The organism is Pantoea sp. SJZ147 (genome assembly GCF_007828605.1).
In the GTDB taxonomy this organism is placed as follows: Bacteria; Pseudomonadota; Gammaproteobacteria; order Enterobacterales; family Enterobacteriaceae; genus Pantoea; species Pantoea allii.
In genome coordinates, this window is sequence record NZ_VIVB01000016.1 from 19836 (window position 1) to 44022 (window position 24187).

At 56.2% G+C, this 24187-nt stretch carries 26 protein-coding genes and 1 riboswitch; of the genes, 17 read left to right on the plus strand and 9 right to left on the minus strand.

Annotated elements, in window-relative coordinates; all coding sequences use genetic code 11:
• The first annotated feature begins 77 nt into the window (after positions 1-77).
• The 3 genes from modA to modC are packed head-to-tail and all read left to right on the plus strand — an operon-like array spanning position 78 to position 2595.
• Positions 78-851, plus strand: a complete 774-nt coding sequence (gene modA / locus FBY13_RS20550; protein WP_186440840.1) for a molybdate ABC transporter substrate-binding protein — start codon at positions 78-80, stop codon at positions 849-851.
• The gene (gene modB, locus FBY13_RS20555; RefSeq protein ID WP_063878820.1) at positions 848-1537 is read left to right on the plus strand and encodes a molybdate ABC transporter permease subunit; all 690 of its coding nucleotides are present in this window, start codon (positions 848-850) and stop codon (positions 1535-1537) included. Before modA ends, modB begins: the two co-directional genes overlap by 4 nt.
• Positions 1537-2595, plus strand: coding sequence for a molybdenum ABC transporter ATP-binding protein ModC (gene modC / locus FBY13_RS20560; protein ID WP_145395071.1), 1059 nt, complete (start codon positions 1537-1539; stop codon positions 2593-2595). The genes modB and modC overlap by 1 nt, the downstream gene beginning before the upstream one ends.
• A gap of 36 nt (positions 2596-2631) precedes the next feature.
• Here modC and FBY13_RS20565 read toward each other — a convergent pair whose 3' ends face one another.
• Positions 2632-3453, minus strand: a complete 822-nt coding sequence (locus tag FBY13_RS20565) for a pyridoxal phosphatase (protein WP_145395029.1) — start codon at positions 3451-3453, stop codon at positions 2632-2634.
• 155 nt (positions 3454-3608) lie between these two features.
• On the opposite strand from FBY13_RS20565, the gene pgl reads away from it, so the two are divergent.
• Complete coding sequence (gene pgl / locus FBY13_RS20570) at positions 3609-4610, plus strand: 6-phosphogluconolactonase (protein ID WP_109717184.1); 1002 nt, start codon at positions 3609-3611, stop codon at positions 4608-4610.
• A gap of 60 nt (positions 4611-4670) precedes the next feature.
• Here the strand turns inward: pgl and FBY13_RS20575 are convergent, their stop codons facing one another.
• Positions 4671-5147 carry a kinase inhibitor gene (locus tag FBY13_RS20575; RefSeq protein WP_145395030.1) on the minus strand — a complete coding sequence of 159 codons (477 nt, stop codon included), beginning with the start codon at positions 5145-5147 and terminating at the stop codon, positions 4671-4673.
• A gap of 74 nt (positions 5148-5221) precedes the next feature.
• A complete protein-coding gene (gene bioA / locus FBY13_RS20580; RefSeq protein WP_145395031.1) occupies positions 5222-6514 on the minus strand; it encodes an adenosylmethionine--8-amino-7-oxononanoate transaminase in 1293 nt (430 codons plus the stop codon).
• 85 nt (positions 6515-6599) lie between these two features.
• On the opposite strand from bioA, the gene bioB reads away from it, so the two are divergent.
• From bioB to bioD, 4 genes are read left to right on the plus strand one after another with little or no spacing between them, the layout of a single operon-like run.
• Positions 6600-7631, plus strand: coding sequence for a biotin synthase BioB (bioB, locus tag FBY13_RS20585; RefSeq protein WP_063878826.1), 1032 nt, complete (start codon positions 6600-6602; stop codon positions 7629-7631).
• Complete coding sequence (bioF, locus tag FBY13_RS20590) at positions 7631-8782, plus strand: 8-amino-7-oxononanoate synthase (RefSeq protein WP_145395032.1); 1152 nt, start codon at positions 7631-7633, stop codon at positions 8780-8782. The genes bioB and bioF overlap by 1 nt, the downstream gene beginning before the upstream one ends.
• Positions 8766-9521, plus strand: a complete 756-nt coding sequence (bioC, locus tag FBY13_RS20595; protein WP_109717188.1) for a malonyl-ACP O-methyltransferase BioC — start codon at positions 8766-8768, stop codon at positions 9519-9521. Before bioF ends, bioC begins: the two co-directional genes overlap by 17 nt.
• Positions 9518-10204: a dethiobiotin synthase gene (gene bioD / locus FBY13_RS20600; protein ID WP_145395033.1), complete on the plus strand. Its 687-nt coding sequence runs from the start codon at positions 9518-9520 to the stop codon at positions 10202-10204. Before bioC ends, bioD begins: the two co-directional genes overlap by 4 nt.
• Here the strand turns inward: bioD and FBY13_RS20605 are convergent.
• Entirely contained in the window at positions 10190-10912 is a 723-nt protein-coding gene (locus FBY13_RS20605; RefSeq protein ID WP_096012522.1) for an ABC transporter ATP-binding protein, read from the minus strand. The genes bioD and FBY13_RS20605 overlap by 15 nt on opposite strands.
• 886 nt (positions 10913-11798) lie before the next feature.
• On the opposite strand from FBY13_RS20605, the gene uvrB reads away from it, so the two are divergent.
• Positions 11799-13820, plus strand: coding sequence for an excinuclease ABC subunit UvrB (gene uvrB / locus FBY13_RS20615; protein ID WP_096012154.1), 2022 nt, complete (start codon positions 11799-11801; stop codon positions 13818-13820).
• 1 nt (position 13821) lies between these two features.
• Here the strand turns inward: uvrB and yvcK are convergent, their stop codons facing one another.
• A complete protein-coding gene (gene yvcK, locus FBY13_RS20620) occupies positions 13822-14727 on the minus strand; it encodes a uridine diphosphate-N-acetylglucosamine-binding protein YvcK (RefSeq protein WP_063878832.1) in 906 nt (301 codons plus the stop codon).
• Between the two features lie 202 nt (positions 14728-14929).
• Positions 14930-15063, plus strand: a riboswitch (molybdenum cofactor riboswitch).
• Here yvcK and moaA point away from each other — a divergent pair.
• The 5 genes from moaA (at position 15050) to moaE (ending at position 17748) form a co-directional block, all read left to right on the plus strand.
• A complete protein-coding gene (gene moaA, locus FBY13_RS20625; RefSeq protein WP_164484295.1) occupies positions 15050-16039 on the plus strand; it encodes a GTP 3',8-cyclase MoaA in 990 nt (329 codons plus the stop codon). Its footprint overlaps the riboswitch before it by 14 nt.
• 14 nt (positions 16040-16053) lie before the next feature.
• Positions 16054-16569 (plus strand): molybdenum cofactor biosynthesis protein B, encoded by a 516-nt coding sequence (gene moaB, locus FBY13_RS20630; protein WP_063878834.1) that lies wholly within the window; start codon positions 16054-16056, stop codon positions 16567-16569.
• 2 nt (positions 16570-16571) lie between these two features.
• The gene (gene moaC, locus FBY13_RS20635) at positions 16572-17057 is read left to right on the plus strand and encodes a cyclic pyranopterin monophosphate synthase MoaC (RefSeq protein ID WP_063878835.1); all 486 of its coding nucleotides are present in this window, start codon (positions 16572-16574) and stop codon (positions 17055-17057) included.
• Positions 17050-17295 (plus strand): molybdopterin synthase sulfur carrier subunit, encoded by a 246-nt coding sequence (gene moaD / locus FBY13_RS20640; RefSeq protein ID WP_063878836.1) that lies wholly within the window; start codon positions 17050-17052, stop codon positions 17293-17295. Before moaC ends, moaD begins: the two co-directional genes overlap by 8 nt.
• The gene (gene moaE, locus FBY13_RS20645; protein WP_145395035.1) at positions 17296-17748 is read left to right on the plus strand and encodes a molybdopterin synthase catalytic subunit MoaE; all 453 of its coding nucleotides are present in this window, start codon (positions 17296-17298) and stop codon (positions 17746-17748) included.
• On the opposite strand, the gene FBY13_RS20650 is transcribed toward moaE, so the two are convergent.
• Positions 17745-18530 carry an OBAP family protein gene (locus FBY13_RS20650; RefSeq protein ID WP_145395036.1) on the minus strand — a complete coding sequence of 262 codons (786 nt, stop codon included), beginning with the start codon at positions 18528-18530 and terminating at the stop codon, positions 17745-17747. The two genes, moaE and FBY13_RS20650, sit on opposite strands and share 4 nt — an antisense overlap.
• A gap of 117 nt (positions 18531-18647) precedes the next feature.
• Between FBY13_RS20650 and FBY13_RS20655 the strand changes: the two genes are divergently transcribed.
• Both FBY13_RS20655 and FBY13_RS20660 read left to right on the plus strand, forming a co-directional pair.
• Complete coding sequence (locus FBY13_RS20655; RefSeq protein WP_145395037.1) at positions 18648-19742, plus strand: DUF1615 domain-containing protein; 1095 nt, start codon at positions 18648-18650, stop codon at positions 19740-19742.
• 95 nt (positions 19743-19837) lie between these two features.
• Positions 19838-20545 carry a Bax inhibitor-1/YccA family protein gene (locus tag FBY13_RS20660; protein WP_014593230.1) on the plus strand — a complete coding sequence of 236 codons (708 nt, stop codon included), beginning with the start codon at positions 19838-19840 and terminating at the stop codon, positions 20543-20545.
• A gap of 42 nt (positions 20546-20587) precedes the next feature.
• On the opposite strand, the gene FBY13_RS20665 is transcribed toward FBY13_RS20660, so the two are convergent.
• Genes FBY13_RS20665 through FBY13_RS20675 form a run of 3 tightly spaced genes read right to left on the minus strand, consistent with a single transcriptional unit; the run spans position 20588 to position 23555 of the window.
• Positions 20588-21553: a lysylphosphatidylglycerol synthase domain-containing protein gene (locus FBY13_RS20665; protein ID WP_063878840.1), complete on the minus strand. Its 966-nt coding sequence runs from the start codon at positions 21551-21553 to the stop codon at positions 20588-20590.
• Complete coding sequence (clsB, locus tag FBY13_RS20670; RefSeq protein ID WP_063878841.1) at positions 21553-22797, minus strand: cardiolipin synthase ClsB; 1245 nt, start codon at positions 22795-22797, stop codon at positions 21553-21555. The genes FBY13_RS20665 and clsB overlap by 1 nt, the downstream gene beginning before the upstream one ends.
• Positions 22794-23555 carry an endonuclease/exonuclease/phosphatase family protein gene (locus FBY13_RS20675; protein WP_063878842.1) on the minus strand — a complete coding sequence of 254 codons (762 nt, stop codon included), beginning with the start codon at positions 23553-23555 and terminating at the stop codon, positions 22794-22796. Before FBY13_RS20675 ends, clsB begins: the two co-directional genes overlap by 4 nt.
• A 178-nt stretch (positions 23556-23733) precedes the next feature.
• Here FBY13_RS20675 and FBY13_RS20680 point away from each other — a divergent pair, with 178 nt between their 5' ends.
• Entirely contained in the window at positions 23734-24126 is a 393-nt protein-coding gene (locus FBY13_RS20680; RefSeq protein WP_145395038.1) for a YbhQ family protein, read from the plus strand.
• Positions 24127-24187 lie beyond the last annotated feature (61 nt).

The window sequence follows — 24187 nt, forward strand, 5'->3', positions numbered from 1 at the left end:
CCGTTTTTGCTAATTTGGTCCTGCTGGCAGATAATGCGTTGTATTATCCTGTATATAACGATCACTGGAGAGAAATCATGCGTTTCGCATTTTATCGTTTGAGTATGGCGGCAGTATTGACGGTTTCCCTGAGCAGCCAGGCGCTGGCCGCCGAAAAAGTGACTGTTTTTGCCGCCGCCTCATTAACCAATGCGCTGGAAGAGATAGCCGCACAGTACAAAAAAGAACACGGCACGGAGGTGGTGTCATCTTTTGCCTCTTCTTCTGTGCTGGCGCGTCAGATTGAGCAGGGCGCGCCAGCCGATCTGTTTATCTCAGCCGATCAGCAGTGGATGGACGATGCCGTTGCCAAAAAAAGTATGATCGACACCACCCGTTATACGCTGCTGGGTAATGATTTGGTGCTGATTGCACCGCGCAGCGACGGTGCCAAGCCGGTGACGATTAACGATAACACCAACTGGAAAAGCCTGCTGAAAGGTGAACGCCTGGCCGTGGGCGACCCTGATCATGTACCGGCCGGCATCTATGCCAAAGAGGCGCTGCAGAAACTGGGTGCCTGGTCTTCCCTGTCCCCGGCACTGGCGCGCGCCAATAATGTGCGTGCCGCACTGGCACTGGTCGAGCGTAATGAAACCCCGTACGGCATTGTTTACGGCTCAGATGCCGTGGCCAGTAAAAAAGTCCAGGTGGTGGGCACCTTTCCGGAAGACAGTCACAAACCGGTCGAATATCCTGTGGCGATTGTTAAAGATCGCGACAACGCGGCCGTTAAGGCTTTCTATAACTACCTGAAAGGGCCGGAAGCGGCCGCAGTGTTCAAACAATACGGATTCACGCCTAAAAAATGATACTCAGCGATGTTGAATGGCAGGCGGTCATGCTCAGTCTGCAGGTGTCAGGCATAGCCGTGCTGTGCAGTCTGCCATTCGGTATCCTGATGGCATGGGTGCTGGTACGTTGCCGCTTCCCCGGCAAAGCCATCCTCGACAGTGTGATCCACTTACCCCTGGTGCTGCCACCGGTGGTGGTGGGTTATCTGTTGCTGATAGGTCTGGGCCGACGCGGTATCATCGGTGAAAAACTGTATGACTGGTTTGGCTTTAGCTTCGCGTTCAGCTGGCGTGGAGCGGCGCTGGCCTCGGCGGTGATTGCCTTTCCACTCATGGTGCGGGCCATTCGTCTGGCGCTGGAGGCGGTGGATATCCGGCTGGAGCAGGCGGCGCGGACGTTAGGTGCCGGGCGCTGGCGGGTTTTTTTTACCATTACGCTGCCCTTAACCCTGCCCGGTATCATCGTCGGTACGGTGCTGGCCTTTGCCCGTTCCCTTGGCGAGTTTGGTGCCACTATCACCTTTGTGTCTAACATTCCTGGCGAAACCCGCACGATTCCCCTGGCCATGTATACGCTGATTGAAACACCGGGTGCCGAAGGCGCCGCCGCACGTCTGTGCGTGATCGCGATCGTTCTGGCGCTGGCCTCGTTACTGATTTCTGAATGGCTGGCGCAGTGGGGCCGGAAACGGATGGGCTCCTGATGCTGACGCTTAACTTTGCTCAACGGCTGGGCGAGCACCAGCTTGAGATTGACGTGACGATTCCCGCCACTGGCATCACCGCGATATTCGGCGTATCCGGTGCGGGCAAGACCTCATTGATTAATGCCATCGGCGGCTTAACCCGGCCCCAGCGTGGACGCATTCAGCTTAATGACCGGATACTGTTCGATGCAGAACAGCAGGTCGCCTTGCCGCCGGAAAAGCGCAACATTGGTTATGTTTTTCAGGACGCACGGCTGTTTCCGCACTACAGCGTGCGGGGCAATTTACGCTACGGCCTCTCGGCCAGTATGAAAAGCCAGTTCGGTTCGCTGGTGGCGTTATTAGGCCTTAACCCCTTACTGAACCGTTTCCCGCTGTCGCTCTCGGGCGGAGAAAAGCAGCGCGTTGCCATCGGACGCGCCTTGCTCAGCGCACCCGACATCCTGCTCATGGATGAGCCGCTGGCGTCACTGGATTTGCCGCGTAAGCGTGAGCTGATGCCTTACCTGCAGACGCTGGCGAAGCAGGTCGATATTCCCGTGTTGTATGTTTCCCATAGCCTGGAGGAGATACTGCAGCTGGCGGATAACGTGCTGGTGCTGGATGAGGGAAAGGTAAAAGCCTTTGGTCCCCTTGAACGTGTCTGGAGCAGCAACGCGATGCGGCCATGGCTGCCCGCAAGCGATCTGACCAGCGTGCTGCGGGTGCAGGTACTGGAGCATCATCCGGACTATCCTATGTCGGCGCTGTCTCTGGGCGATCAACATATCTGGGTAAGCCGGGTCAATTTGCCGGTCAAATCGCCGTTGCGGATACGCATTGCCTCGGCGGATGTTTCACTGACGCTGCAACCCGCGCAAAACAGCTCCATCCGAAATGTGCTGCCTGCGCAGGTCGTCGAGCTTATTGAGGTAGGCGATCAGGTTGAAGTGAAGCTGCGTATTGGCATCAGTGAGCTGTGGGCGCGTATCTCGCCCTGGGCGCGCGACGAGCTTAATATCCGGCCCCAACAGTGGCTGTATGCGCAGATTAAAAGCGTGTCGGTCACGACCTGAGGTGCCCGGTGGCATGTTGTCCCACCGGGTCAGACATCATGACAGGACGTGCTGATAAAGCGTGTCGGCGATACCGGTTTCAAGGTTGGTGCCAGTCACCATTTTTACCCGCGACTTGATGACGTCGTCCGCATTGCCCATTGCCACGCCCAGCCCGACATTTTCCAGCATGCTCAGGTCGTTGTAGTTATCGCCAAACGCAATCACGTCATCCATCGTCAGCCCCACAGATTCGACCCACTGCGCCAGGCGCTTCCCTTTGCTGTTGCCGCCGCGCGCAACGTCAACCTGATCGTGCCATGACCACTCGCAGGCCAGCCCCAGTTCGGCTTCTGCGCGCTGGGCAAACTGCTGCAGTTCTGCGGTGTTATCGTGGGAAAGCGCAAACTTCCAGATCGACTGCGCCTCTTTGGCGGCCTGCGCCAGGCTGTCCACCTGCGTAAATACGGGGCGCTGGTGCGGCGGGAGCGATTCACTCCACTTCAGCGTGCGAATCACATGACCGGTCGGGGTTTGATACAGCATCGCATCGTCCACATACAGCAGGCCGTGAATCTGATGTTCGTCCAGCATCTCAATCACGCGTAGCGCAACCTGCGCATCCAGCGGGTCAGAAGCCAGCACTCTTTTGGCCGGATAGTCATACAGATAGGTGCCATTACAGCAGATGGCGGGCGTATCCAGATTTAAGGCCTGATAGAAAGGATGAATGGCGCAGTGGTGACGTCCGGTCACGATAATCACCTTGACGCCAGCCTTGCGCGCTTGCGTAATCGCTTCCACGGATTGTGGCAGAATGGTTTTCGTCGGGGTCAACAGCGTGCCGTCAAGGTCGAGGGCGATTACACGATAGCTCATTAATCCTCTCATCGGAATGGGTTAGCAGAGCAGCAAGTCTACACCCGACCAGGGTACGGAAACAAAAATCAGGGCACAAATCATTCCAGCGAGACAGAAAAAAACGCGCTACAGTGACCTGCAGAACAACATGAGTCAGCGAAAAAGGAGAATACATGAAGCAAGTTGTCTACACCGCCAGTCCTGAGAGTCAACAAATCCATGTCTGGCAGTTGAATGAAGATGGCACCTTGACGCTACTACAGGTTACGGACGTTGCGGGTCAGGTTCAGCCTATGGTGGTGAGTCCGAAAAAAGATTTCTTGTATGTAGGCGTGCGTCCCGACTTCCGCGTACTGGCGTTTCGCATCGCCCCGGACGGCACGCTGACCGAAGCCGGACAGGCACCGCTGCCGGGAAGCCCGACCCATATCTCCACCGACCATGCTGGCCGGTTCCTGTTTTGTGGTTCCTATAACGATGCGTGCGTCAGTATCAGCCCAATAGGCGAGGACGGCGTGCCACAGGCACCGAGCCAGGTGATTAACGGTCTGGCGGGATGCCACTCCGCCAATATCGACAATGCCGATCGCACGCTGTACGTACCTGCGCTGAAGCAGGATCGCATCTGCCTGTTTGATCTTGGCGCTGACGGTCAGTTAACCCCGCATGCACAAGAGCAGGTCACGACGGCGGAAGGGGCCGGGCCGCGGCACATGGCGTTTCATGCCAACGGACAGTACGCCTACAGCGTCAATGAGCTCAACAGCACGGTCGAGGTCTGGGCGCTGAACAATGCGCATGGCAAGGTCGAGTCGGTGCAAACGCTGGATATCATGCCGCCAGATTTTACCGGTACCCGCTGGGCTGCGGATATTCATCTGACGCCAGATGGCCGTTTCCTGTATGCCTGCGATCGCACCAGCAGCATGTTAACGGTGTTCAGCATCAGCGAAGACGGCGCCGTTCTGACGCGGGAAGGGTTCCAGCCTACGGAAACCCAGCCGCGCGGGTTCAATATCGATCATACGGGTCAGTACCTGGTGGCGGCAGGGCAGAAGTCGCACCACATTGAGGTGTATAACATTACCCCGCCACAGGGATTACTGAAGCCGGTAGGCCGCTACGCCGTTGGACAGGGTCCAATGTGGGTGGTGGTTCATCAACTGGCAGGGTAACGTTCAGGATGGCCGCTTCCGGTAAGATGTTTAGCCGGAAGCGGCATTGTCAGGCGACGATCAGACGTAATGAACAGTTAACGCTGCGCTGGCTAACACGTGAAAGTGCACGTTAAACCCAACCATCGCGCCGCTGGCACCCTCATCAACCTCGATTTTATCCACATCCAGCGCATGAACGCTGAAGATATAACGATGGGTTTCACCGGCGGGTGGTGCCGCGCCGCCGTAGCCGGCCTGGCCAAAATCGGTGCGTGTCTGCAGCGCGCCGGCTGGCAGCGCGGCTTTACCGGAACCCGCTCCCTGCGGCAGCGATGTCGTGTCGGCCGGAATATTCGCCACCACCCAGTGCCACCAGCCTGAGCCTGTAGGCGCATCCGGATCGAAGCAGGTGATCACAAAACTTTTGGTGCCCTCTGGCGCGTCTTCCCAGGCCAGGTGGGGTGAAAGATTATCGCCCTGATAACCCATTCCGTTAAAAACGTGTTTTTCCGGCATTTTGTCGCCGTCATGTAAATCCTGGCTGTAAACTCGCATCACATCTCCTTGCGTTAATGGTCACTGCCTTTTCATCTTAACCAAAAGCCGGTTTACGTCCAGCCGTTGAAACATTAAGAAAGAAAGTGTGCCGGCTTCTCAAGCGCCGCACCTATCGCATTGACCAGCGTATTCAGCGCCTCAGGCGTGATGATATAAGGTGGCATCAGATAAATCAGGCGACCAAACGGCCGAATCCAGACGCCCTGGCTGACAAAGAATTGCTGTAAGGCTGCCATGTTGACCGGGCGATGGGTTTCTACAACGCCAATGGCTCCCAGCACGCGAACATCCGCAACTTCGGGGGCATGGCGCAGGGGCAGCAGCGTGTCACGTAGCTGACGTTCTATTGCGGCAACCTGATGACGCCAGTCGCCTTCCTGCACCATCGCCAGGCTTTCTGTTGCGACGGCACAGGCCAGCGGGTTCGCCATAAAGGTGGGGCCGTGCATAAAACAGCCCGCCGGACTGTGGCTGATGGTATCGGCCACCTCGCGCGTCGTCAGGGTGGCGGCCAGGCTTATGGTGCCGCCGGTCAGGGCTTTTCCGACACACATCATATCCGGCGTAATCGCCGCATGTTCGCAGGCAAACAGCTTACCGGTGCGGCCGAAGCCGGTGGCGATTTCATCGGCGATCAGCAGGATGCCATAGCGGTCACAGCATTCGCGCACGACCTGCAAATAGCGCGGATGATAAAACCGCATCCCGCCTGCGCCCTGAACCACGGGTTCCAGAATCACCGCCGCCAACTGGCTCTGATGTTGCTGGATCAGCCGGACAAAATCCTCAGCATCGCGCGCCTCCCACTCATCATCAAACCCGCACTGCGGTGCTTCAGCGAAATGGTGCTCGGGCAGGTAGCCGCGCCACAGGCTGTGCATGGAATTATCCGGATCGCATACCGACATTGCGGCAAAAGTATCGCCGTGATAACCCCGTTTGAGCGTCAGAAACTGCTGACGCGTTTCTCCTCGCCCCAGCCAGTATTGCAGCGCCATCTTCATCGCCACTTCGACGGCAACGGAGCCGGAATCCGCCAGAAACACGCACTCCAGCGCGTCTGGCGTCATGGTGACTAACTGACGGCAAAGGGCTACGGCGGCAGGATGGGTAATGCCGCCGAACATCACATGGGACATCTGCGCCATCTGCTGTTGCAGCGCCCGATTCAGGCGCGGATGGTTATAGCCATGTATCGCCGCCCACCACGACGACATCCCGTCCACCAGCTCGCGACCATCTGCCAGTTGCAGATGGTAATCCCGAGCCGCAACAACCGGATAGCAGGGCAGTGGCTGCGCCATTGAGGTATAGGGATGCCAGATATGCTGGCGATCAAATTCAGCGTCCTGTGGAGTAAACATTGGAGTTGTAAACCAAAATAAAAAGATTTAGTTTACAAGTATAACCACGTTAACTGTCGGGATGACACCTTTTTTGGAGTATGTAATGTCACAACGTTGGACTATAGCCCAGGCGCAGGCGCTGTTCGATCGGCCTTTTCTTGAACTGATGTTTGAGGCACAGCAGGTGCATCGCCAGCACTTCGATCCCCGTCAGGTTCAGGTCAGCACGCTGCTGTCGATCAAAACCGGGGCCTGCCCTGAAGACTGCAAATATTGCCCGCAAAGCGCCCGTTACAAGACCGGTCTGGAATCGGAGCGCCTGATGGAAGTGGATGAGGTACTGCGTTCCGCGCAAAAGGCCAAAGCTGCCGGTTCGAGCCGCTTCTGCATGGGTGCCGCGTGGAAAAACCCCAGCGACCGCGATATGCCTTACCTGGAAAAAATGGTGGAAGGCGTTAAAGCGATGGGCATGGAAACCTGTATGACGCTTGGCACGCTGAGCGACAGCCAGGCCCAGCGTTTAGGCAGTGCCGGACTTGATTTCTACAACCACAACCTGGATACCTCGCCGGAGTTTTACGGCAATATCATTACCACACGTAGCTATCAGGAACGCCTGGATACGCTGGGTAAAGTGCGCCAGGCGGGCATTAAAGTCTGTTCTGGCGGGATTGTGGGCCTGGGTGAAACGGTGAACGACCGCGCGGGCCTGCTGGTGCAACTGGCGAACCTGCCTACGCCGCCGGAAAGCGTGCCGATCAACATGCTGGTGAAGGTCAAAGGCACTCCGCTGGCAGAGAATGATGATGTTGAGCCGTTCGACTTTATCCGCACCATCGCCGTCGCCCGTATCATGATGCCGACCTCGCATGTTCGCCTGTCGGCGGGCCGTGAGCAGATGAGCGAGCAGACCCAGGCGATGTGCTTTATGGCAGGTGCGAACTCCATTTTCTACGGATGCAAACTGCTGACCACGCCGAACCCGGAAGAAGATAAAGATATGCTGTTGTTCCGCAAGCTGGGGCTGAATCCTGAACATACCCAGACTGACAACGGCGACAATGCACAACAGCAGCAGTTAACGGAGCAACTGCTTCACGCCGACACAGAAAAATTCTATAACGCGGCGCTGTAATGAGCTGGCAGCAACGCATGCAGCAGGCGCTGACGCAGCGCCGGGCTGAAGATGGCTGGCGTGAACGGCGGGTGATTGAGGAGAACCAAACGCGCCTGATCCGCCATGCCGGTCAGATGTATCGCCACTTTTCCAGTAACGACTATCTTGGACTGAGCCAGCATCCTGCCGTGATCGCGGGCTGGCAACAGGGCGTGGCGCAGGCGGGAGCTGGCGCGGGCGCATCAAGCCATGTCACCGGCTATCATCGCCTCCATGCTGAGCTGGAAGCCCAACTGGCGGACTGGCTGGGCTATCCGCGCGCACTGCTGTTTATTTCGGGCTTTGCGGCCAACCAGGCGATCATCCACCTGTTAGCCGAGAAAAATGACCGCATCCTGGCCGATAAACTCACTCATGCTTCGCTGCTGGAGGCCGCCAGCCACAGCCCGGCGCAGTTGCGCCGTTTTGCACATAACGATCCACATAGCCTGGCTGCCCGGCTGGATGCGCCCTGCGAGGGGCAAACGCTGGTGGTCACCGAAGGCATTTTCAGTATGGATGGCGATAGCGCGCCCTTACAGGCGATTGCTGCTCAGGCGAAACAGGCCCGCGCGGGGTTGCTGGTCGATGATGCGCACGGTATTGGTGTCACCGGCGAACAGGGTCGGGGCAGTTGCTGGGCGCAGGGCATTAAACCTGACCTGCTGGTGGTGACCTTTGGCAAAGCCTTCGGCGTCAGTGGCGCCGCGTTGTTATGTGATGAGGCTACCGCCGATTATTTTCTGCAATTTTCCCGCCATCTGATTTACTCCACCGCGATGCCGCCGGCCCAGGCCAGCGCGCTGTTAGCCGCGCTTAAACAGGTGCAGACGGGCGATGAACATCGCCAACGCCTTGCTCACAATATCGCCCATTTTCGTCGCGGGGCAGCCTCATTGCCCTGGGCGCTCATGGATTCGTCCAGCGCGATTCAGCCATTGATCGTCGGCGATAACGGGCAGGCGCTGGCGTTGTCTGCGCGCTTAGCCCGTGCGGGCTGCTGGGTCAGTGCGATCCGGCCACCAACGGTGCCACCGGGTACAGCGCGTTTACGTATTACGCTGACGGCCGCCCATCAGCCAGACGATATTGACGTCTTACTGGAGGCGCTGCATGACGCTGCAGGTTGATAAACGCGCCGTTGCCAGAGCCTTTGGTCGCGCGGCCTCCCAGTATGATCACCATGCCGAGCTCCAACGGTTGAGCGGTGATGCACTGCTGGCGTGGGCACCCGCGCGCACTGGCCTGCAGGTGCTGGATGCCGGTTGTGGGACCGGCTGGTACAGCCGGATATGGCACGAGCGGGGCAAACAGGTCACTGCGTTGGACCTGTCGGCGCAGATGTTGCACCAGGCCCGGCAAAATGGCGTCGCGCATCACTATCTGGCAGGGGATATCGATGCGCTGCCGTTGGCAAACCAGTGCGTTGACCTGGTATGGAGCAACCTGGTGGTGCAATGGAGCGAAGATTTGCAGGGGGCGCTAACGCAGTTTAACCGGGTACTAAAGCCCGGCGGCTGTTTGCTGTTTTCCACCCTGAGCGCGGGCTCTCTGCACGAAGTTCATCAGGCCTGGTCGCACCTGGATGGCAGCCTGCACGCTAATCGCTTCCTGCCCGCGCAGGAGATTGCCGCCGCCTGTGAAGCTCAGCATCTGCACTGCCATGCACAAACCTTTATCTTGCATTTCCCCGATGCCCTCAGCGCGATGCGCTCTCTGAAAGGCATCGGGGCAACCCATTTGCATAGCGGGCGATCCGCCTGTTTGTTGACGCGTCAACGTCTTGCTCAACTCGAAGCCCACTGGCCCCGGGATGAGCAGGGTTTTCGCCTCAGTTACCATGTGATGTTTGGAGTGACGAAATCATGAAACGCTGGTTTGTGACCGGCACCGACACCGAAGTCGGTAAAACGGTGGCCAGTGCGGCGCTGCTGCAGGCTGCCACGGCTGCAGGTTATCGTTGTGCAGGCTATAAACCTGTTGCCTCGGGCTGTGAGTTAACTGCGTCAGGCGTGCGTAACAGCGATGCGCTGGCGTTACAGCGTTACAGCAACGTCGCGCTGCGCTACGAGCAGGTGAATCCTCTGGCGTTTATGGAGCCAACCTCGCCGCATATCGTCAGCGCGGATGAGGGCAGACCGATTGAGTTTGCCACCCTGTCGGCGGGGCTGCGTGAACTTGAGCCGCTGGCCGAGTGGATTCTGGTCGAGGGAGCAGGCGGCTGGTACACGCCGCTTTCTGCGACGCAAACCTATGCAGACTGGGTAGAGGCGGAGCAACTGCCGGTGATTTTGGTGGTGGGCGTTAAGCTGGGATGTATTAATCATGCCATGCTGACGGCCGATGCTATCCGCGCACGCGGTCTGCGACTGGCGGGCTGGATCGCCAATACGGTACAGCCGCCCGGTCGGCGCTATCAGGAATACCTCACGGCCTTAACACAGCGCCTTCCGGCACCTTGTCTGGGTGTGATTCCCTGGTTAACGGATGAGGACCAGCAGGCTGACTGTGGTCAGTACCTGACGCTGCCTGGCGAATCAGGCCACGGTTAACCATTTATCCAGGGTACCGTCATCCAACTGGGTGACGTTGCCCTGAGCCACATTGCGGCCGCGATGCAGCAGTAAAAAGTTGTCAGCCACGCGGCGAATCAATGAAACCCGCTGTTCAAGCAGCAAAATCGTCAGGCCATAGTCGCGGTTCAGGCGACGAATCAGATTCCCCATCTCTTCTTCCAGCCAGGGTGCCATACCGTCGGCAGGCTCATCCAGAATCAGCAGGCGCGGCTGTAAGACCAGCGCACGGGCCAGCGCCAGTTGCTGCTGCTGATAGACGGGCAAATCGCCGCTACGCTGTTGACGCAACGAATAAAGTGCCGGCAGCAGGTCGAATATCATTTCCGGGATAGCCCGATAGCCGTCACGCGGTTGTGCGCCTGCCAGTAAAGCAATGAGTAAATTATCCTCGACGCTCATCTGAGTAAAAATATGTCGCCCCTGCGGAACATAGCCAATGCCCTGACGGGCGCGCAGCTCTGCAGGCTGCGACAACAGGTCTTCAGGCGGCGAACCATCCTGCTGCCAGCTAATGGTCCCGCTGTTTATAGGCAGCTTCCCCATAATGCAGTTGACCAGGGTGGTTTTCCCCATGCCTGGCCGTCCCAGTATGCCGGTGCAGGTGCCGGGAGGCAGGTCCAGATCCACATTCCAGAGAATATGATTTTTACCGTAAAACTGATTCACCGACCGTAAACTTAACATCTGACGCGCTCCTTCCAGATAATTAACCTGAATGCTTTCGCCGTTCATCTCTGGTAAATCGCTCTAATGAGATAGCGGGATCTTCAACACCGCTATTGCCTGTACTACGCTGGTAAAACGTTATGCAATTCCCAGGCCAGAGTCATTATTGCCCCCTGTGGCTGGCTTAACCTGCGGAAATACCATCATTTAAAGATAAAGAAAAATGAACAATGCCAGCCTTAGCTTAAGGCGCGGTGCAACGGCGGTGCAGGCGAAAGGCGTGATGAAGTGCGTCTGCTCGCTAATGGGGCAGGTGCCAGGCCACAAAAAATAAAAAAAAGAAAAGGGGTTGTCGCAGATCAAGGCGAGCGCCGCTGCGGTAGCTCAATCCTGCCAGTTAGTGTCAGAAATTAAGCGAAAAAAAAATTTTTTTTAGGGCCGCCATGACGACGAAAAAAATTATACACAGCTGATGTGCAAAGGGCTGTCATCAGTTATCCACTATTCCTGTGGATAACCTTGTGCATTAGATAATGAAAACAGGTTAGAAGCGAGGAAATACGGGGCCTGGTAACTGGATGATGAGAATCTGGGCTTTTTAAAGTAGCGGCTATAAATCAATGGGTTATCAAAAAACAAGCCTGCCGGATTGGTGCCGATTCATCAAACTGCAATTTTATGACACATGCTTGACAAATGTTAAATCAGGGCCTGGCTTGGGGATAACCCTGCGCAACAAAAACAGCCGACAGCAAGGGATAAAGCTAAAGAGTCAAGCGGAAAGTGATGTCCGTTACTGTGCATCATTACTGTTATTATATCCAGTATTTTTTTCTGGCAAAATCGGCATAGCAGAGTAAAATAATGGGCTGCCCGCCGTCTTTCTTCTGCAGGAACCGTATTCATGAGTAAAGATTTTAAACTGAACTCCGCTTTCAAGCCTTCTGGCGATCAGCCGGAAGCGATTCGTCGTCTGGAAGCCGGACTGGAAGATGGACTGGCGCACCAGACGTTATTAGGCGTCACCGGATCGGGTAAAACCTTTACCGTCGCTAACGTGATCGCCGATCTCAATCGGCCCACCATGGTATTGGCGCCCAACAAAACCCTGGCGGCGCAGCTGTATGGTGAGATGAAAGAGTTCTTCCCGGACAACGCCGTGGAGTTTTTTGTCTCCTACTACGATTACTACCAGCCTGAAGCCTATGTGCCGAGTTCCGACACCTTTATCGAAAAGGATGCCTCGGTTAACGAACACATTGAGCAAATGCGTCTTTCCGCCACAAAAGCCTTGCTGGAGCGGCGCGATGTTATCGTCGTCGCATCGGTGTCGGCGATTTATGGCCTGGGCGATCCCGATCTTTATTTGAAAATGATGCTGCACTTAACGCGCGGCATGATCATCGATCAACGCAGCATCCTGCGCCGCCTGTCTGAGCTGCAGTACACCCGCAACGATCAGGCGTTCCAGCGCGGAACCTTCCGGGTGCGCGGCGAGGTTATCGATGTGTTCCCTGCGGAATCCGACGACATTGCGCTACGGATCGAATTATTTGATGAAGAGGTGGAGCGCCTGTCACTGTTTGACCCGCTCACTGGCCAGGTTGAGTCAGTGGTGCCGCGCTTTACGATCTATCCCAAGACGCACTATGTCACACCGCGTGAGCGCATTTTACAGGCCATGGAAGACATCAAAGTCGAGCTGGCCGACCGGCGTAAAAACCTGCTGGAAAATAACAAACTGCTGGAAGAGCAGCGTATCACCCAGCGTACCCAGTTTGATCTGGAGATGATGGGGGAGCTGGGCTATTGCTCCGGCATAGAAAACTACTCGCGTTACCTTTCGGGCCGTGGGCCTGGAGAAGCGCCGCCGACCCTGTTTGACTATCTCCCGGCAGATGGCCTGCTGGTGGTGGATGAGTCCCACGTAACGATTCCGCAAATTGGCGGCATGTACCGTGGCGACCGGGCGCGTAAAGAGACATTGGTGGAATACGGTTTCCGTCTGCCCTCGGCGCTGGATAACCGTCCAATGAAGTTTGAAGAGTTCGAGGCACTGGCACCGCAAACGATTTATGTGTCGGCGACGCCGGGCAAATACGAGCTGGAAAAATCCGGCGATGAGGTGATTGACCAGGTGGTGCGACCGACCGGCCTGCTGGACCCGATCCTCGAAGTGCGGCCCGTCGCGACCCAGGTTGACGATCTGCTGTCAGAGATCCGCAAACGCGTCACCGTCAATGAACGTGTACTGGTTACCGTCCTGACCAAACGCATGGCGGAAGACCTGACCGAGTACCTGGAAGAGCACGGCGAAAAAGTGCGCTATCTGCACTCGGATATTGATACCGTGGAGCGGATGGAAATCATCCGTGACCTGCGTCTGGGCAAATTTGACGTATTGGTGGGGATTAACCTGTTGCGAGAAGGGCTGGATATGCCCGAAGTGTCGCTGGTGGCGATTCTGGATGCGGACAAAGAGGGCTTCCTGCGTTCGGAACGCTCGCTGATTCAGACCATTGGTCGTGCGGCGCGTAATATCAACGGTAAAGCGATTCTCTACGGCGATAAAATCACGCCTTCAATGGCGAGAGCGATTGAAGAAACCGATCGCCGCCGTGAAAAGCAGCAGCGCCACAATGAAGAAAACGGCATTGTGCCGCAGGGCCTGAATAAGAAAATCACCGATATCCTGGAACTGGGCAATAACGTGGTGAAAACCCGCGGCAAAGCCAAACCCAGCAAACGCGGTGCGGCCGAAAGCAACGCCGATTACCTGGCGTTATCGCCGCAGGCATTGCAGAAAAAGATTCACGAGCTGGAAGGGCAGATGCAGCAACATGCGCAAAACCTGGAGTTCGAACAGGCGGCTGGCCTGCGCGATCAACTGCAAGAATTGCGCACGTTATTTATTGCGGTGTCGTAATTCAGTTAAACCCCTGAATAGCGTGTTCCAGCGCGGCGCGGAGCAGCTGGCGGTCGTGACGATACTTGATATCGGCCGCCTCCAGCGGTTCACGAATAATCAGGCGGTTTTCCACCCGGCTGACATCTGTGGACGGGCCAACCACGATGGCGTCAATCACCCGCTTGCCAATGTAGTGTTCCATCATCGCCAGTTTATCGGCCACGGTAAGTGTGGCCGCCGCAGGACTCAACTCCCGGCCCAGATTGCCGATAAACACCATATTGGCGGGAGTGCGCCGTAACGCCTGGGCCATCTCTTTCATGAGCAGAATGGGCATCAGGCTGGTGTAAAAACTGCCAGGCCCAATCAGGATCAGATCGGCCTCTGCAACAGCGTCGAGCGCTTCCCGGGTGGGTTGTACGGCAGGGTGCAGCATCAGTTCCTGAGGCGGAAGTTTCATCTCGTCGATGGCGGTTTCACCGTAAACGGCATTGCCCTCGACATCGGTTGCCACTAAATCAACCGGCTGTTCAGACATAGGAATTAAAAAGGCGTCGACCTTTAGCAGGTTCCGGATGATGTTGACCACTTCCAGCGGGCGTACGCTAAGGTGATCAAGCGCTTTGAGTATCAGGTTGCCCAGGTTGTGTCCGGCCAGTTCACCGTTGCCGGTAAAGCGGTATTCGAACATGGCGGATGCCACGCTCGGCTCGGTAATCAACTGGTTAATACAGTTACGCAAGTCGCCCCAGGCAATACCGCCTTCGGCGCGACGAATGCGGCCTGTGGAGCCGCCGTTATCGGTGGTGGTGACAATGCCTGTCAGGCGTGAACCCAGGGGAGACAGGGCAGACATCACGCGTCCTAATCCGTGTCCGCCCCCTAAGGCCACCACGCGATCAAGGTCCGCCAGTGTTCGATTCATACTTCTCCTTTTTCGCGTCTGCGGCGCTTATGCGCACTATTGATGCAGACGAGGGTGATTTACGTCAATGCTTACCGGCCATGTTAACTTATCCTGTGGGCGAAATACGGTGAAAGTTAACGTTACTGGAGCACAGAGAGTAAAAGCCGTGGATGGCGCATAATCACTAATCGCGCTACCATCTGTAGACCGCGTTGACCAGCCGGTTAACGTACACTCAAGCCTGAATGCCTACGTCTGCGGATAGGGGATTCAGGCCGTAGCCTTCGCGCTGCCAGGGTGCAGGAAGAAATGACTGCATCTCCCGAATTGGAAAGGTGTTCTGGTGTCACAATTTACTGATGCATTTTCGCGCAAATTTTACTATTTGCGCCTGTCGGTCACGGATGTCTGCAACTTCCGTTGTACCTATTGCCTGCCGGATGGCTACCAGCCAAACGGTATCCGCAATAAAAGCTTTCTCTCGCTGGATGAAATTCGTCGGGTCACCCGCGCCTTTGCGGCGGCGGGCACAGAAAAAGTGCGCCTGACCGGTGGCGAACCTTCCCTGCGCCGCGACTTTACCGACATCATTGCGGCGGTCAGGGAAAACGCGGCGATTCGTCATATCGCCGTCACCACCAACGGTTACCGGCTGGCGCGTGACGTTAAGCAATGGCGCGATGCCGGACTTACCGCCCTTAACGTCAGCGTAGACAGCCTTGACGCACGCCAGTTTCACGCCATTACCGGCCAGGATAAATTCCATCAGGTCATGGCGGGCATTGACGCGGCGTTTGAGGCCGGGTTCAGCCAGGTCAAAGTCAATAGCGTACTGATGCGCGATGTGAACAGCCATAATCTGACGACCTTTCTTGACTGGATTCGTACCCGTCCCATTCAGCTGCGTTTTATTGAGCTGATGGAAACCGGTGACGGCGGTGCGCTGTTTCGCGAGCAGCATGTGTCCGGCGAGGTGATCCGCGATAAGCTGATCGCGCAGGGCTGGCAGCGCCGCATCAGCGGTCGCAGCGATGGCCCGGCCCAGGTGTTTTATCACCCCGATTACGTGGGTGAAATCGGGCTGATCATGCCGTATTCCAAAGATTTTTGCGCCAGCTGTAACCGCCTGCGGGTTTCCGCGCAGGGCAATCTGCACCTCTGCCTGTTTGGTGACGGCGGGATTCCGTTACGGGATCTGCTCGCGTCAGACGATCAGCAGCAGGAACTGCAGGCGCGTATTGCCAGCAGTCTGGGACAGAAGAAACAGACGCATTTCCTGTTACAGGGGAATACCGGTATTACACAGAATCTTTCTTATATTGGCGGTTAATTGCAGGAGCAAATATGGGTAAACCAGCCAGCGCGTTTCAACCGTTACAGCTTGCTACGTTAACGGTTTCAGACAGCCGCGATGCCGGCAACGATACATCCGGTGATTATCTGCGTGAAGCCGCGATCGAAGCCGGACACAGCGTTATCGACCACGCCATCGTCCCAGACAATCTCTACCGTATCCGGGCCATTGTGTCACGCTGGATCGCCAGTGAAGACGTGCAGGTGGTGATCGTTAACGGCGGAACCGGTTTTAACCTGAAAAACAGCACACCCGACGCGCTGCTTCCCCTGTTCGATCGGGAAATCGAAGGCTTTGGCGAGCTGTTTCGCATGATTTCCTATGAAGAGATTGGCGGATCGACCTTACAGTCCCGTGCGGTCGCCGGCCTGGCAAACCAGACGTTGATTTTTGCCGTTCCCGGCTCGACGTCGGCCTGCACCAGCGCCTGGGAGCGCATCATCGCCGATCAACTGGATGCCCGTACGCGTCCCTGCAACTTTGTCACCCATTTAAAGAAACGTTAAGCATGTCACAACTCACACACATTAACGCCGCCGGTGAAGCCCATATGGTGGATGTTTCCGCTAAAAATGACACCGTACGCGAAGCCCAGGCTGAAGTGCTGGTGCTGATGAAGCCAGAAACGTTACAGATGATCATCGAGGGCAGTCACCACAAAGGGGATGTGTTCGCGACGGCGCGCATCGCGGGCATTCAGGCAGCAAAACGCACCTGGGAGCTGATCCCGCTTTGCCATCCGCTGATGCTGAGCAAAGTGGAAATCGCACTGGTGGCGGAACCGGAATCGAACCGGGTGCGCATTACGTCCCTGTGTCGGCTCAGCGGGAAAACCGGCGTGGAAATGGAAGCCCTGACTGCGGCTTCCGTAGCGGCACTGACAATCTATGACATGTGCAAAGCCGTACAAAAAGACATCGTGATCGATCAACTGCGTTTGCTGCATAAAAGCGGCGGCAAAAGCGGCGATTTTCAGGCGGTTGCCCATGATTAAGGTGCTGTTTTTTGCCCAGGTGCGGGAACTGGTGGGAACCGATTCGCTCACCCTGGCTGCGGAGTACCCCAACGTGGCGGCGCTGCGCGCGGCACTGGCGCAGAAGGGCGATCGCTGGGCGCTGGCGCTCGACAGTGAACGTTTACTCGCCGCCGTTAACCAGACGCTGACCGCGATGAGTCATCCCTTGCAGGACGGGGATGAGGTGGCCTTTTTCCCACCGGTCACCGGAGGATAAATGGAAACGCAAATTCGGGTGGGCCCGGCTGCTTTTGATATGGCCCAGGAGTACCAGTGGCTGGCGGCATGTAAAGAAGATGGTGCCGTGGTGACCTTTACCGGCAAAGTGCGCAACCATAATTTGGGTGATGATGTCGCCGCCCTGACGCTGGAACATTATCCCGGCATGACGGAAAAGGCACTCAAGCAAATCGTCGATGAGGCACGCCAGCGCTGGCCGCTGCAGCGCGTTTCAGTGATTCACCGCATCGGTGAACTCTTCCCCGGCGATGAAATTGTGTTTGTCGGCGTCACCGGTGCACACCGCGGCAGTGCATTTGCCGCCGCGGAGTTCATTATGGATTACCTGAAAACCCGCGCACCGTTCTGGAAACGTGAAACCACCGGACAGGGCGATCGCTGGGTCGATGCGCGCAACAGCGACCGCGAGGCCGCTCAGCGCTGGGATTAAGGCGTTGAAAGCTGTTCTGCGGGGGCAAACTGGGTCTTGCCATGTGCGTGTTCGCCTCCGCCCTTGCCACGTTGCAACTGAATGACGTCACCGTCCTGCCAGGCGTTGGCACCGGGAATCACCGGGTGCGCGTCAATGTCGGCCCGTTCAGCACGAATTTTGTGACTGTCGAGAGCAAAACGGCGATCGCGATCGGCCAGTAAGCGCGAGTCCATTTGCCCATCGGCGGTAAAGCCCATCATCAACGCCGGAATCCCCAGCGGCAACTGTTTGTCACGGTCGGTGTGCCAGGTATGCCACGTTTTACCGTAGGTGTTGACGATGCGCGTCATCAGCGCATGTTCCGCGGCGGCAGGCAGGCCGGGTGCGACCAGCGAACCGGATTTCACCTCGTACTGATGGCTGTGCCACAGCTTCTTTTCCTCCTTGGGCAAGGTCCGGTACAGCCGTTCGCTGATGATATATTCCACGCCCATCAGGCGCGCATCGCGCGTGTTGCCGTCATAAATCACCGCCTGCATAATGTCATCATTTAAGACCGTGACATAGTGATGCGCTTCCATCTGACCGTTTTTGTCACCGTTATAGAAGTGAAAACCATCCAGATAGGCATTGATCGCGTCAATCGGCGGTCGTGATTGCAGCAGGGCGGCACCGCTGTCCAGCGCTTTCAGGCCAGGAGAGGTTGGGGCGCCAGGCGAACGGACCTGCGCGGGTGTTGTGTTACCGCCGCAACCGGCCAGTAACAGGCTGAGTAGGGTAACTGTCCAGAGTTTTGACATAAAGCATCCCTTTTTCGCTAATTTCGCTAAAAGAGATAACCTTAGTTCAGATAATCAAACCTGCCCTGCGAAGCGGGGCAGTGTTAAGCTAGGTTTTTTCCCCCTCAGAGGACAGGTATGTCATTCACTTCATTACCAAAACGTCTGACGCTGCTCGCCATACTGCTCCTGGCGGGCTGTAGCAGTAAAAAAACGCCGGAAGCGCCTGCAACGCAGCCTGAGGATGTGAAAGCACAGATTCAGCGCCTGCTGCCTGCCAACGTCAGCAACAAATCAGGCTGGGCTGATGATATCTATACCTCGTTCCGTACCCAGGGGCTTGAGGCCAGCGACAGCAACCTGTGCGCGGTTATTGCCGTCGCGGGGCAGGAGTCAGGTTTTGATGCCAGTGGGAATGTACCCGGGATGTCAAAAATCGCCTGGGATGAGATTGACCGTCGGGCGGCTAACGTCCATGTTCCGGCGTTTTTAGTGCGCACCGCGCTGTTAATTAAGTCCACCAACGGCGAAAGCTATGCCGCGCGGCTGGATAAAGCGAAAAGTGAAAAAGATCTGAGCGATATTTTCGACGATTTTATTGAGATGGTGCCCATGGGGCAAACGCTGTTTGGCAACCTCAATCCTGTGCACACCGGCGGGCCGATGCAGGTCAGCATTGCCTTTGCTGAGGCACATGCCAAAGGCTATCCGTGGCCGGTAGAGGGATCGATACGACGTGAAGTGTTCACCCGGCATGGCGGGGTTTACTTCGGCACGATGCACCTGCTGGGCTATCCCGCCGATTACAGCAAGCCGCTTTACCGTTTCGCGGACTATAATGCGGGCTGGTTCGCCAGCCGCAATGCCGCTTTCCAGGCGGCGGTGTCCCGCGCCACAGGCATGAAACTGGCGCTGGATGGCGATCTGATTCAGTATGGCTCCGACAACGCGGGATCGACGGAACTGGCGGTGCGTACCCTGGCGAAGCGCCTCGATATGAGCAACAGCGAAATCCGCGACGATCTTGAGCTGGGCGAAAAGGCCGAATTCAGCGACAGCGACGTGTGGAAGCAGGTCTTTGCGCTGGCGGATAAAATGGCCGGACGGCGATTGCCGCGTGAAATATTGCCGGGAATCAAGCTTGAAAGTCCCAAAATCACCCGCAATTTAACTACGGCGTGGTTCGCACAGCGCGTCGACAGCCGGTATCAGCAGTGCATGTCACGTCGATAAGCACGGCGTTGTGGCGCAGTTGAACAGAGCTGTGCCACACTTAACCAGGCTCCCCTGTCAGGGGAATAACCCATTCGTTTAACAAGAGGTGCATCATGGACCGATATCCACAGAATGATTCAATAGTTCAGCCTGCATCTCGCGGGTTGCAGGCTTACATGGCACAGGTTTATGGCTGGATGACCTGCGGATTATTACTTACCGCGTTCGTTTCCTGGTTTGCCGCCCGCACGCCAGCGGTCATGGAGCTGGTTTTTGCAAACCGGATAACCTTTTTCGGCTTGATCATTGTGCAACTGGCACTGGTGTTCTTCCTCTCCGGCATGGTGCATCGCCTGAGCGGTGCCGTGGCGACCGGGTTGTTCATGCTCTACTCGGCGCTGACCGGGTTAACCATGGCCAGTATCTTCCTGGTGTATACCTATTCGTCTATCGCCAGTACGTTCTTTGTGACGGCGGGGATGTTTGGTGCCATGAGTTTCTACGGCTACACCACGAAACGCGATCTGAGTCGCCTGGGCAGCCTGCTGTTTATGGCGCTGATTGGTATCCTGCTGGCATCACTGGTGAACTTCTGGCTGAAAAGCCCGGCGTTAATGTGGGCGATTACTTACATCGGTGTGGTGGTGTTTGTGGGTCTGACGGCGTATGACACGCAGAAACTGAAAAACATTGGTGAGCAGATTGACGCGCGCGACACGGAAAACCTGCGTCGCTACTCGATCATGGGCGCGCTGACGCTCTATCTTGATTTCATCAACCTGTTCCTGATGCTGCTGCGTATTTTCGGTAACCGCCGTTAATAAAACAGGCTGCTCTGGTTTGCCAGAGCAGCCGCTCCTCGCTTATGACTTCTGCAGTTTCTGCTCGTTTTTATGGCGCATATGTTTCGCGCGGCTCTCCAGTCCCAGATACAGCACCAGTGCCAGCAGCAGGGGCAAAATAAAATAGAGCACCCGGTAGGCAAGCAGGGCCGCAATAATCGTACCGTGAGAGAGATCTTCGCCGCTCAACAGCGCTAAAAACACCGCTTCAAGCACGCCAATCCCCGCCGGAATATGAATAATCACCCCCGCAATGCTGCTGATCAACAGAACGCCCAGCACCATCGGATAGCCGACATCCTGACCCAGCAGCAGCCAGATAATGGTGCCCATCACCATCCAGTTGGCACAGGAAACGGCAAACTGAAACAGCGCCATGCGCAATGAAGGCAGTTGCAGCGTCTGGCCTTTGACCGTCCAGCGGCGACGTTTAGAAAAGGCACAGGACCAGAGATAGAACGCCACCAGCACCAGCAGGACAACCCCAATCAGTCGCAACGTGGTTTCGCCAATAAACCAGCCGCTGGGAATGGAAACCATGCCAGCGCTGAATACCACGCCCGCCAGCAGGATATAGCCCAGCCAGTTGGTGGCGATGCTGAGTGAGAAAATGCGCGTAATAGTGCCGCTGTCCAGGCCAAGGCGCGAATAGAGCCGGTAACGCATCGCCACACCGCCAACCCAGGTACTGAGCGTCAGGTTAAAGGCATAGCAAATAAACGACACCAGCATCACCTGACGCTTTGCCAGTTTATGGCCGCAGTAGGCCCGGCCAATCAGGTCGTAACAGCCATAAACAAGGTAACTGACAATGACCAGGGCGGCTGCGGTCAGCACCACGTAGCGGTTATAGTTAACGATGACGTCATAAACGTCACCCCAGTTCACCTTACGTGCATAGATGACCAGCAGCACAATGACGGCAACAAAGAACAGGCCGGTAAGAATCTTTTTCGCCAGCTTCCAGCGCGGATGCGTATTTGCCATCAGGATTTCGCTCCTTCGTTATTGGTTTCGACGCGGTCTTGCGTCTCCATTTCAGGCTGAACAGGCGGATCGATCTGGGCCAGCTTAGGGGTATGTGCAGGTAGCCATCCGGCGATAGCAGGGAAGTGCCGCAGGAAGTGGAACACGACCACGCTTTTGGTCAGTTGCCACCAGGTGCGCGGCGGCAGTTTATCCTCCTGAACACGCTGACAATCTTCTGCCAGTAAATGCTCAAGATTGTCGCGTAATGTCTCGTTAAAGTGGCGATCGTGAATGATCAGGTTGGCTTCAAGATTCAGCGACAAACTTAAGGGATCAAGGTTACTGGAACCCACTGTCGCCCACTGCTGATCTTTCACGGCCACTTTACCGTGCAGGGGCCGACGGCAATATTCGTAGACTTCAACGCCCGCATCCACCAGATAGTTATAGAGCAGTTCTGCGCCCACTTTAACGATCGGCATATCCGGTTCGCCCTGCACAATTAAACGGACCCGAACCCCGCGCTGCGCGGCATTGCGCATTTCCCGTAGCAACCGGTAGCCGGGGAAAAAGTAAGCATTAGCAATGATCACATCCTGTTTGGCGCTGCGCAGCATGTCCAGGTAGTGCTGTTCGATATCGTCCCGGTGCTCGTTATTGTCGCGATAAACGAACAGCACCTGCGCGTCACCGGGCAGGGCATTTTTCGCCGGGCGATGTGAGCGCTGTCCCCACCAGCGGCGCGTGGTGGCTTCACTGCCAATCGCTTCTTGCAGGTAGCGGGTAATATCGGCCACCACCGGGCCTTTCACTTCTACGGTGTAGTCTTGTTTCGCTTCAGGACCGTAATCCGTGTTGTGCTCGGCAGAGAAATTGATACCACCGACAAACGCGATAACCCCATCAACCACCACGGTTTTTCGATGCAGGCGGCGGAAGACATTGGTGCGCATGCCCATCACCAGCGGACGCGGATCGTAATAGATAAAGCGGACGCCTGCCCGGGTGAGGCTGTTCACAAAGTCGTCTGACAACTCGGAAGACCCGTAGCCATCCACCATCATTTCAACCTTTACGCCGCGCTCTGCTGCCGCCAGCAGTTCACGGTGCAAGGCATTGCCCACATCATCTTCAAACAGGATAAAGGTTTCCAGCAGCACGCTGCGTTCGGCGCGCTGAATGGCGCCAAACACCCGAGGAAAAAACGTATCGCCATTTTCCAGCAAGCGCAGTTTGTTGCCTTCTTGCCATTCAAAATTCATAGATGGATCTCCACCGCCAGCGGCGCGTGATCGGAAAGGTGTGACCAGGGTTTACGCGGCAACGCCCAGGGATGACTCACCGTGGCGTTGCGGACGTAAATACGATCCAGTCGCAGAAGGGGGAAACGTGCCGGAAAGGTGCGCGCCGGTCGGCCATTTTTGAGGCTAAACACCTCTTTCAGTCCCGCCCCTTTTTGCAATATTTTATTGGCCCGGCCTTGCCAGTCGTTGAAATCGCCGGCCACCACAACCGGAGCATCGGGCGGCAGCGCCTTCACCATCTCGTTCAGCATCGCCATTTGGGCGCGACGGTGGGCCGCTTTCAGGCCGAGATGGACACAGATGACGTGCAGCGTGCCGTAAGGCTCGGGAAGCGCGATTTTGCAGTGCAACATGCCACGGTTTTCACTCCCGGCAACAGAGACATCGCGGTTCTCATAGTCGGCAATGGGAAAGCGCGACAGCACGGCGTTGCCGTGGTGTCCTTCCGGATAAACGGCGTTGCGGCCATAGGCGAAATCGTTCCACATGGTGTCAGCCAGAAACTCATAATGTGAGGTATTGGGCCAGTTTTCATGTTGCAGTGGGTGGATATCATGTGTTCCCATCACCTCCTGTAACAAGACGATATCTGCCGATGTTGCACGTACCGCGTCGCGCAATTCAGGCAAGATGAAGCGTCGGTTAAACGGGGCAAAACCTTTGTGGGTATTGATCGTCAGGACTTTAATTGAAAATCCTTGCTTAATTTGTGGCATACTCGCGACGCGCTCCTTTTCATCTTCGTTAACGACAAAGTGTAGTCTTTGTCACAAATGGAGGGTGAAGAAGAGGAATAATTAAGGCGTTATCTGAAATTTGCTTTACATTGAGGAAACCGTCCCTGGCCGGATTCGGTTGCATTTGAGCAACTCGCCAGGTCTGCAGGAGAAAAATATGAAATTGTCTAATCGCTTTCAAATTATTACCGGTCAAACCTGGGCCCACATCGCTATGCACGTGTTGGTGATTGCCGCGCTGGTATGGGGCTGGAAACATAAAGCACTGGTCGAAGTGTGCAGTACCCTGGTGGTGACGTATGCAGGGGTGTTTATCGCCATGCTGATCACGCAGCGTAGTGCCCGTTTACGCACCCTCGGTGATTACCTGGAAGAGGCGACCACCACCTACTATTTTGGCGCCGCCATGATGATGCTGTTTCTGGTCTCGCGCGTCTTCCACAACAACCTGCTGTTAGCCAGCCTTGGCATGGTTATGCTGCTGGGCCCGGCGCTGGTTTCTCTGCTGGTGAAAGAGCCCGCACGACGTATTGAGAAAAAACGCAGCTAAGTTAGCCGCCCAATGAAAAGCCACCGCAAGGTGGCTTTCTTGTTTAAGGGGTTATGTAATC

What these genes read in the sequence shown, in the direction of transcription:
- moaC (WP_063878835.1), top strand. Translation starts at nt 16,572, where the DNA reads ATGTCACAACTCACACACATTAACGCCGCCGGTGAAGCCCATATGGTG.
- FBY13_RS20660 (WP_014593230.1), top strand. Translation starts at nt 19,838, where the DNA reads ATGGACCGATATCCACAGAATGATTCAATAGTTCAGCCTGCATCTCGC.
- FBY13_RS20565 (WP_145395029.1), bottom strand. Translation starts at nt 3,453, where the DNA reads ATGAGCTATCGTGTAATCGCCCTCGACCTTGACGGCACGCTGTTGACC.
- bioB (WP_063878826.1), top strand. Translation starts at nt 6,600, where the DNA reads ATGTCACAACGTTGGACTATAGCCCAGGCGCAGGCGCTGTTCGATCGG.
- modB (WP_063878820.1), top strand. Translation starts at nt 848, where the DNA reads ATGATACTCAGCGATGTTGAATGGCAGGCGGTCATGCTCAGTCTGCAG.
- modA (WP_186440840.1), top strand. Translation starts at nt 78, where the DNA reads ATGCGTTTCGCATTTTATCGTTTGAGTATGGCGGCAGTATTGACGGTT.
- clsB (WP_063878841.1), bottom strand. Translation starts at nt 22,797, where the DNA reads ATGAATTTTGAATGGCAAGAAGGCAACAAACTGCGCTTGCTGGAAAAT.
- FBY13_RS20605 (WP_096012522.1), bottom strand. Translation starts at nt 10,912, where the DNA reads ATGTTAAGTTTACGGTCGGTGAATCAGTTTTACGGTAAAAATCATATT.
- yvcK (WP_063878832.1), bottom strand. Translation starts at nt 14,727, where the DNA reads ATGAATCGAACACTGGCGGACCTTGATCGCGTGGTGGCCTTAGGGGGC.
- FBY13_RS20655 (WP_145395037.1), top strand. Translation starts at nt 18,648, where the DNA reads ATGTCATTCACTTCATTACCAAAACGTCTGACGCTGCTCGCCATACTG.
- moaD (WP_063878836.1), top strand. Translation starts at nt 17,050, where the DNA reads ATGATTAAGGTGCTGTTTTTTGCCCAGGTGCGGGAACTGGTGGGAACC.
- FBY13_RS20680 (WP_145395038.1), top strand. Translation starts at nt 23,734, where the DNA reads ATGAAATTGTCTAATCGCTTTCAAATTATTACCGGTCAAACCTGGGCC.
- uvrB (WP_096012154.1), top strand. Translation starts at nt 11,799, where the DNA reads ATGAGTAAAGATTTTAAACTGAACTCCGCTTTCAAGCCTTCTGGCGAT.
- FBY13_RS20665 (WP_063878840.1), bottom strand. Translation starts at nt 21,553, where the DNA reads ATGGCAAATACGCATCCGCGCTGGAAGCTGGCGAAAAAGATTCTTACC.
- bioA (WP_145395031.1), bottom strand. Translation starts at nt 6,514, where the DNA reads ATGTTTACTCCACAGGACGCTGAATTTGATCGCCAGCATATCTGGCAT.
- moaB (WP_063878834.1), top strand. Translation starts at nt 16,054, where the DNA reads ATGGGTAAACCAGCCAGCGCGTTTCAACCGTTACAGCTTGCTACGTTA.
- pgl (WP_109717184.1), top strand. Translation starts at nt 3,609, where the DNA reads ATGAAGCAAGTTGTCTACACCGCCAGTCCTGAGAGTCAACAAATCCAT.
- moaE (WP_145395035.1), top strand. Translation starts at nt 17,296, where the DNA reads ATGGAAACGCAAATTCGGGTGGGCCCGGCTGCTTTTGATATGGCCCAG.
- FBY13_RS20575 (WP_145395030.1), bottom strand. Translation starts at nt 5,147, where the DNA reads ATGCGAGTTTACAGCCAGGATTTACATGACGGCGACAAAATGCCGGAA.
- bioF (WP_145395032.1), top strand. Translation starts at nt 7,631, where the DNA reads ATGAGCTGGCAGCAACGCATGCAGCAGGCGCTGACGCAGCGCCGGGCT.
- FBY13_RS20675 (WP_063878842.1), bottom strand. Translation starts at nt 23,555, where the DNA reads ATGCCACAAATTAAGCAAGGATTTTCAATTAAAGTCCTGACGATCAAT.
- bioC (WP_109717188.1), top strand. Translation starts at nt 8,766, where the DNA reads ATGACGCTGCAGGTTGATAAACGCGCCGTTGCCAGAGCCTTTGGTCGC.
- bioD (WP_145395033.1), top strand. Translation starts at nt 9,518, where the DNA reads ATGAAACGCTGGTTTGTGACCGGCACCGACACCGAAGTCGGTAAAACG.
- modC (WP_145395071.1), top strand. Translation starts at nt 1,537, where the DNA reads ATGCTGACGCTTAACTTTGCTCAACGGCTGGGCGAGCACCAGCTTGAG.
- FBY13_RS20650 (WP_145395036.1), bottom strand. Translation starts at nt 18,530, where the DNA reads ATGTCAAAACTCTGGACAGTTACCCTACTCAGCCTGTTACTGGCCGGT.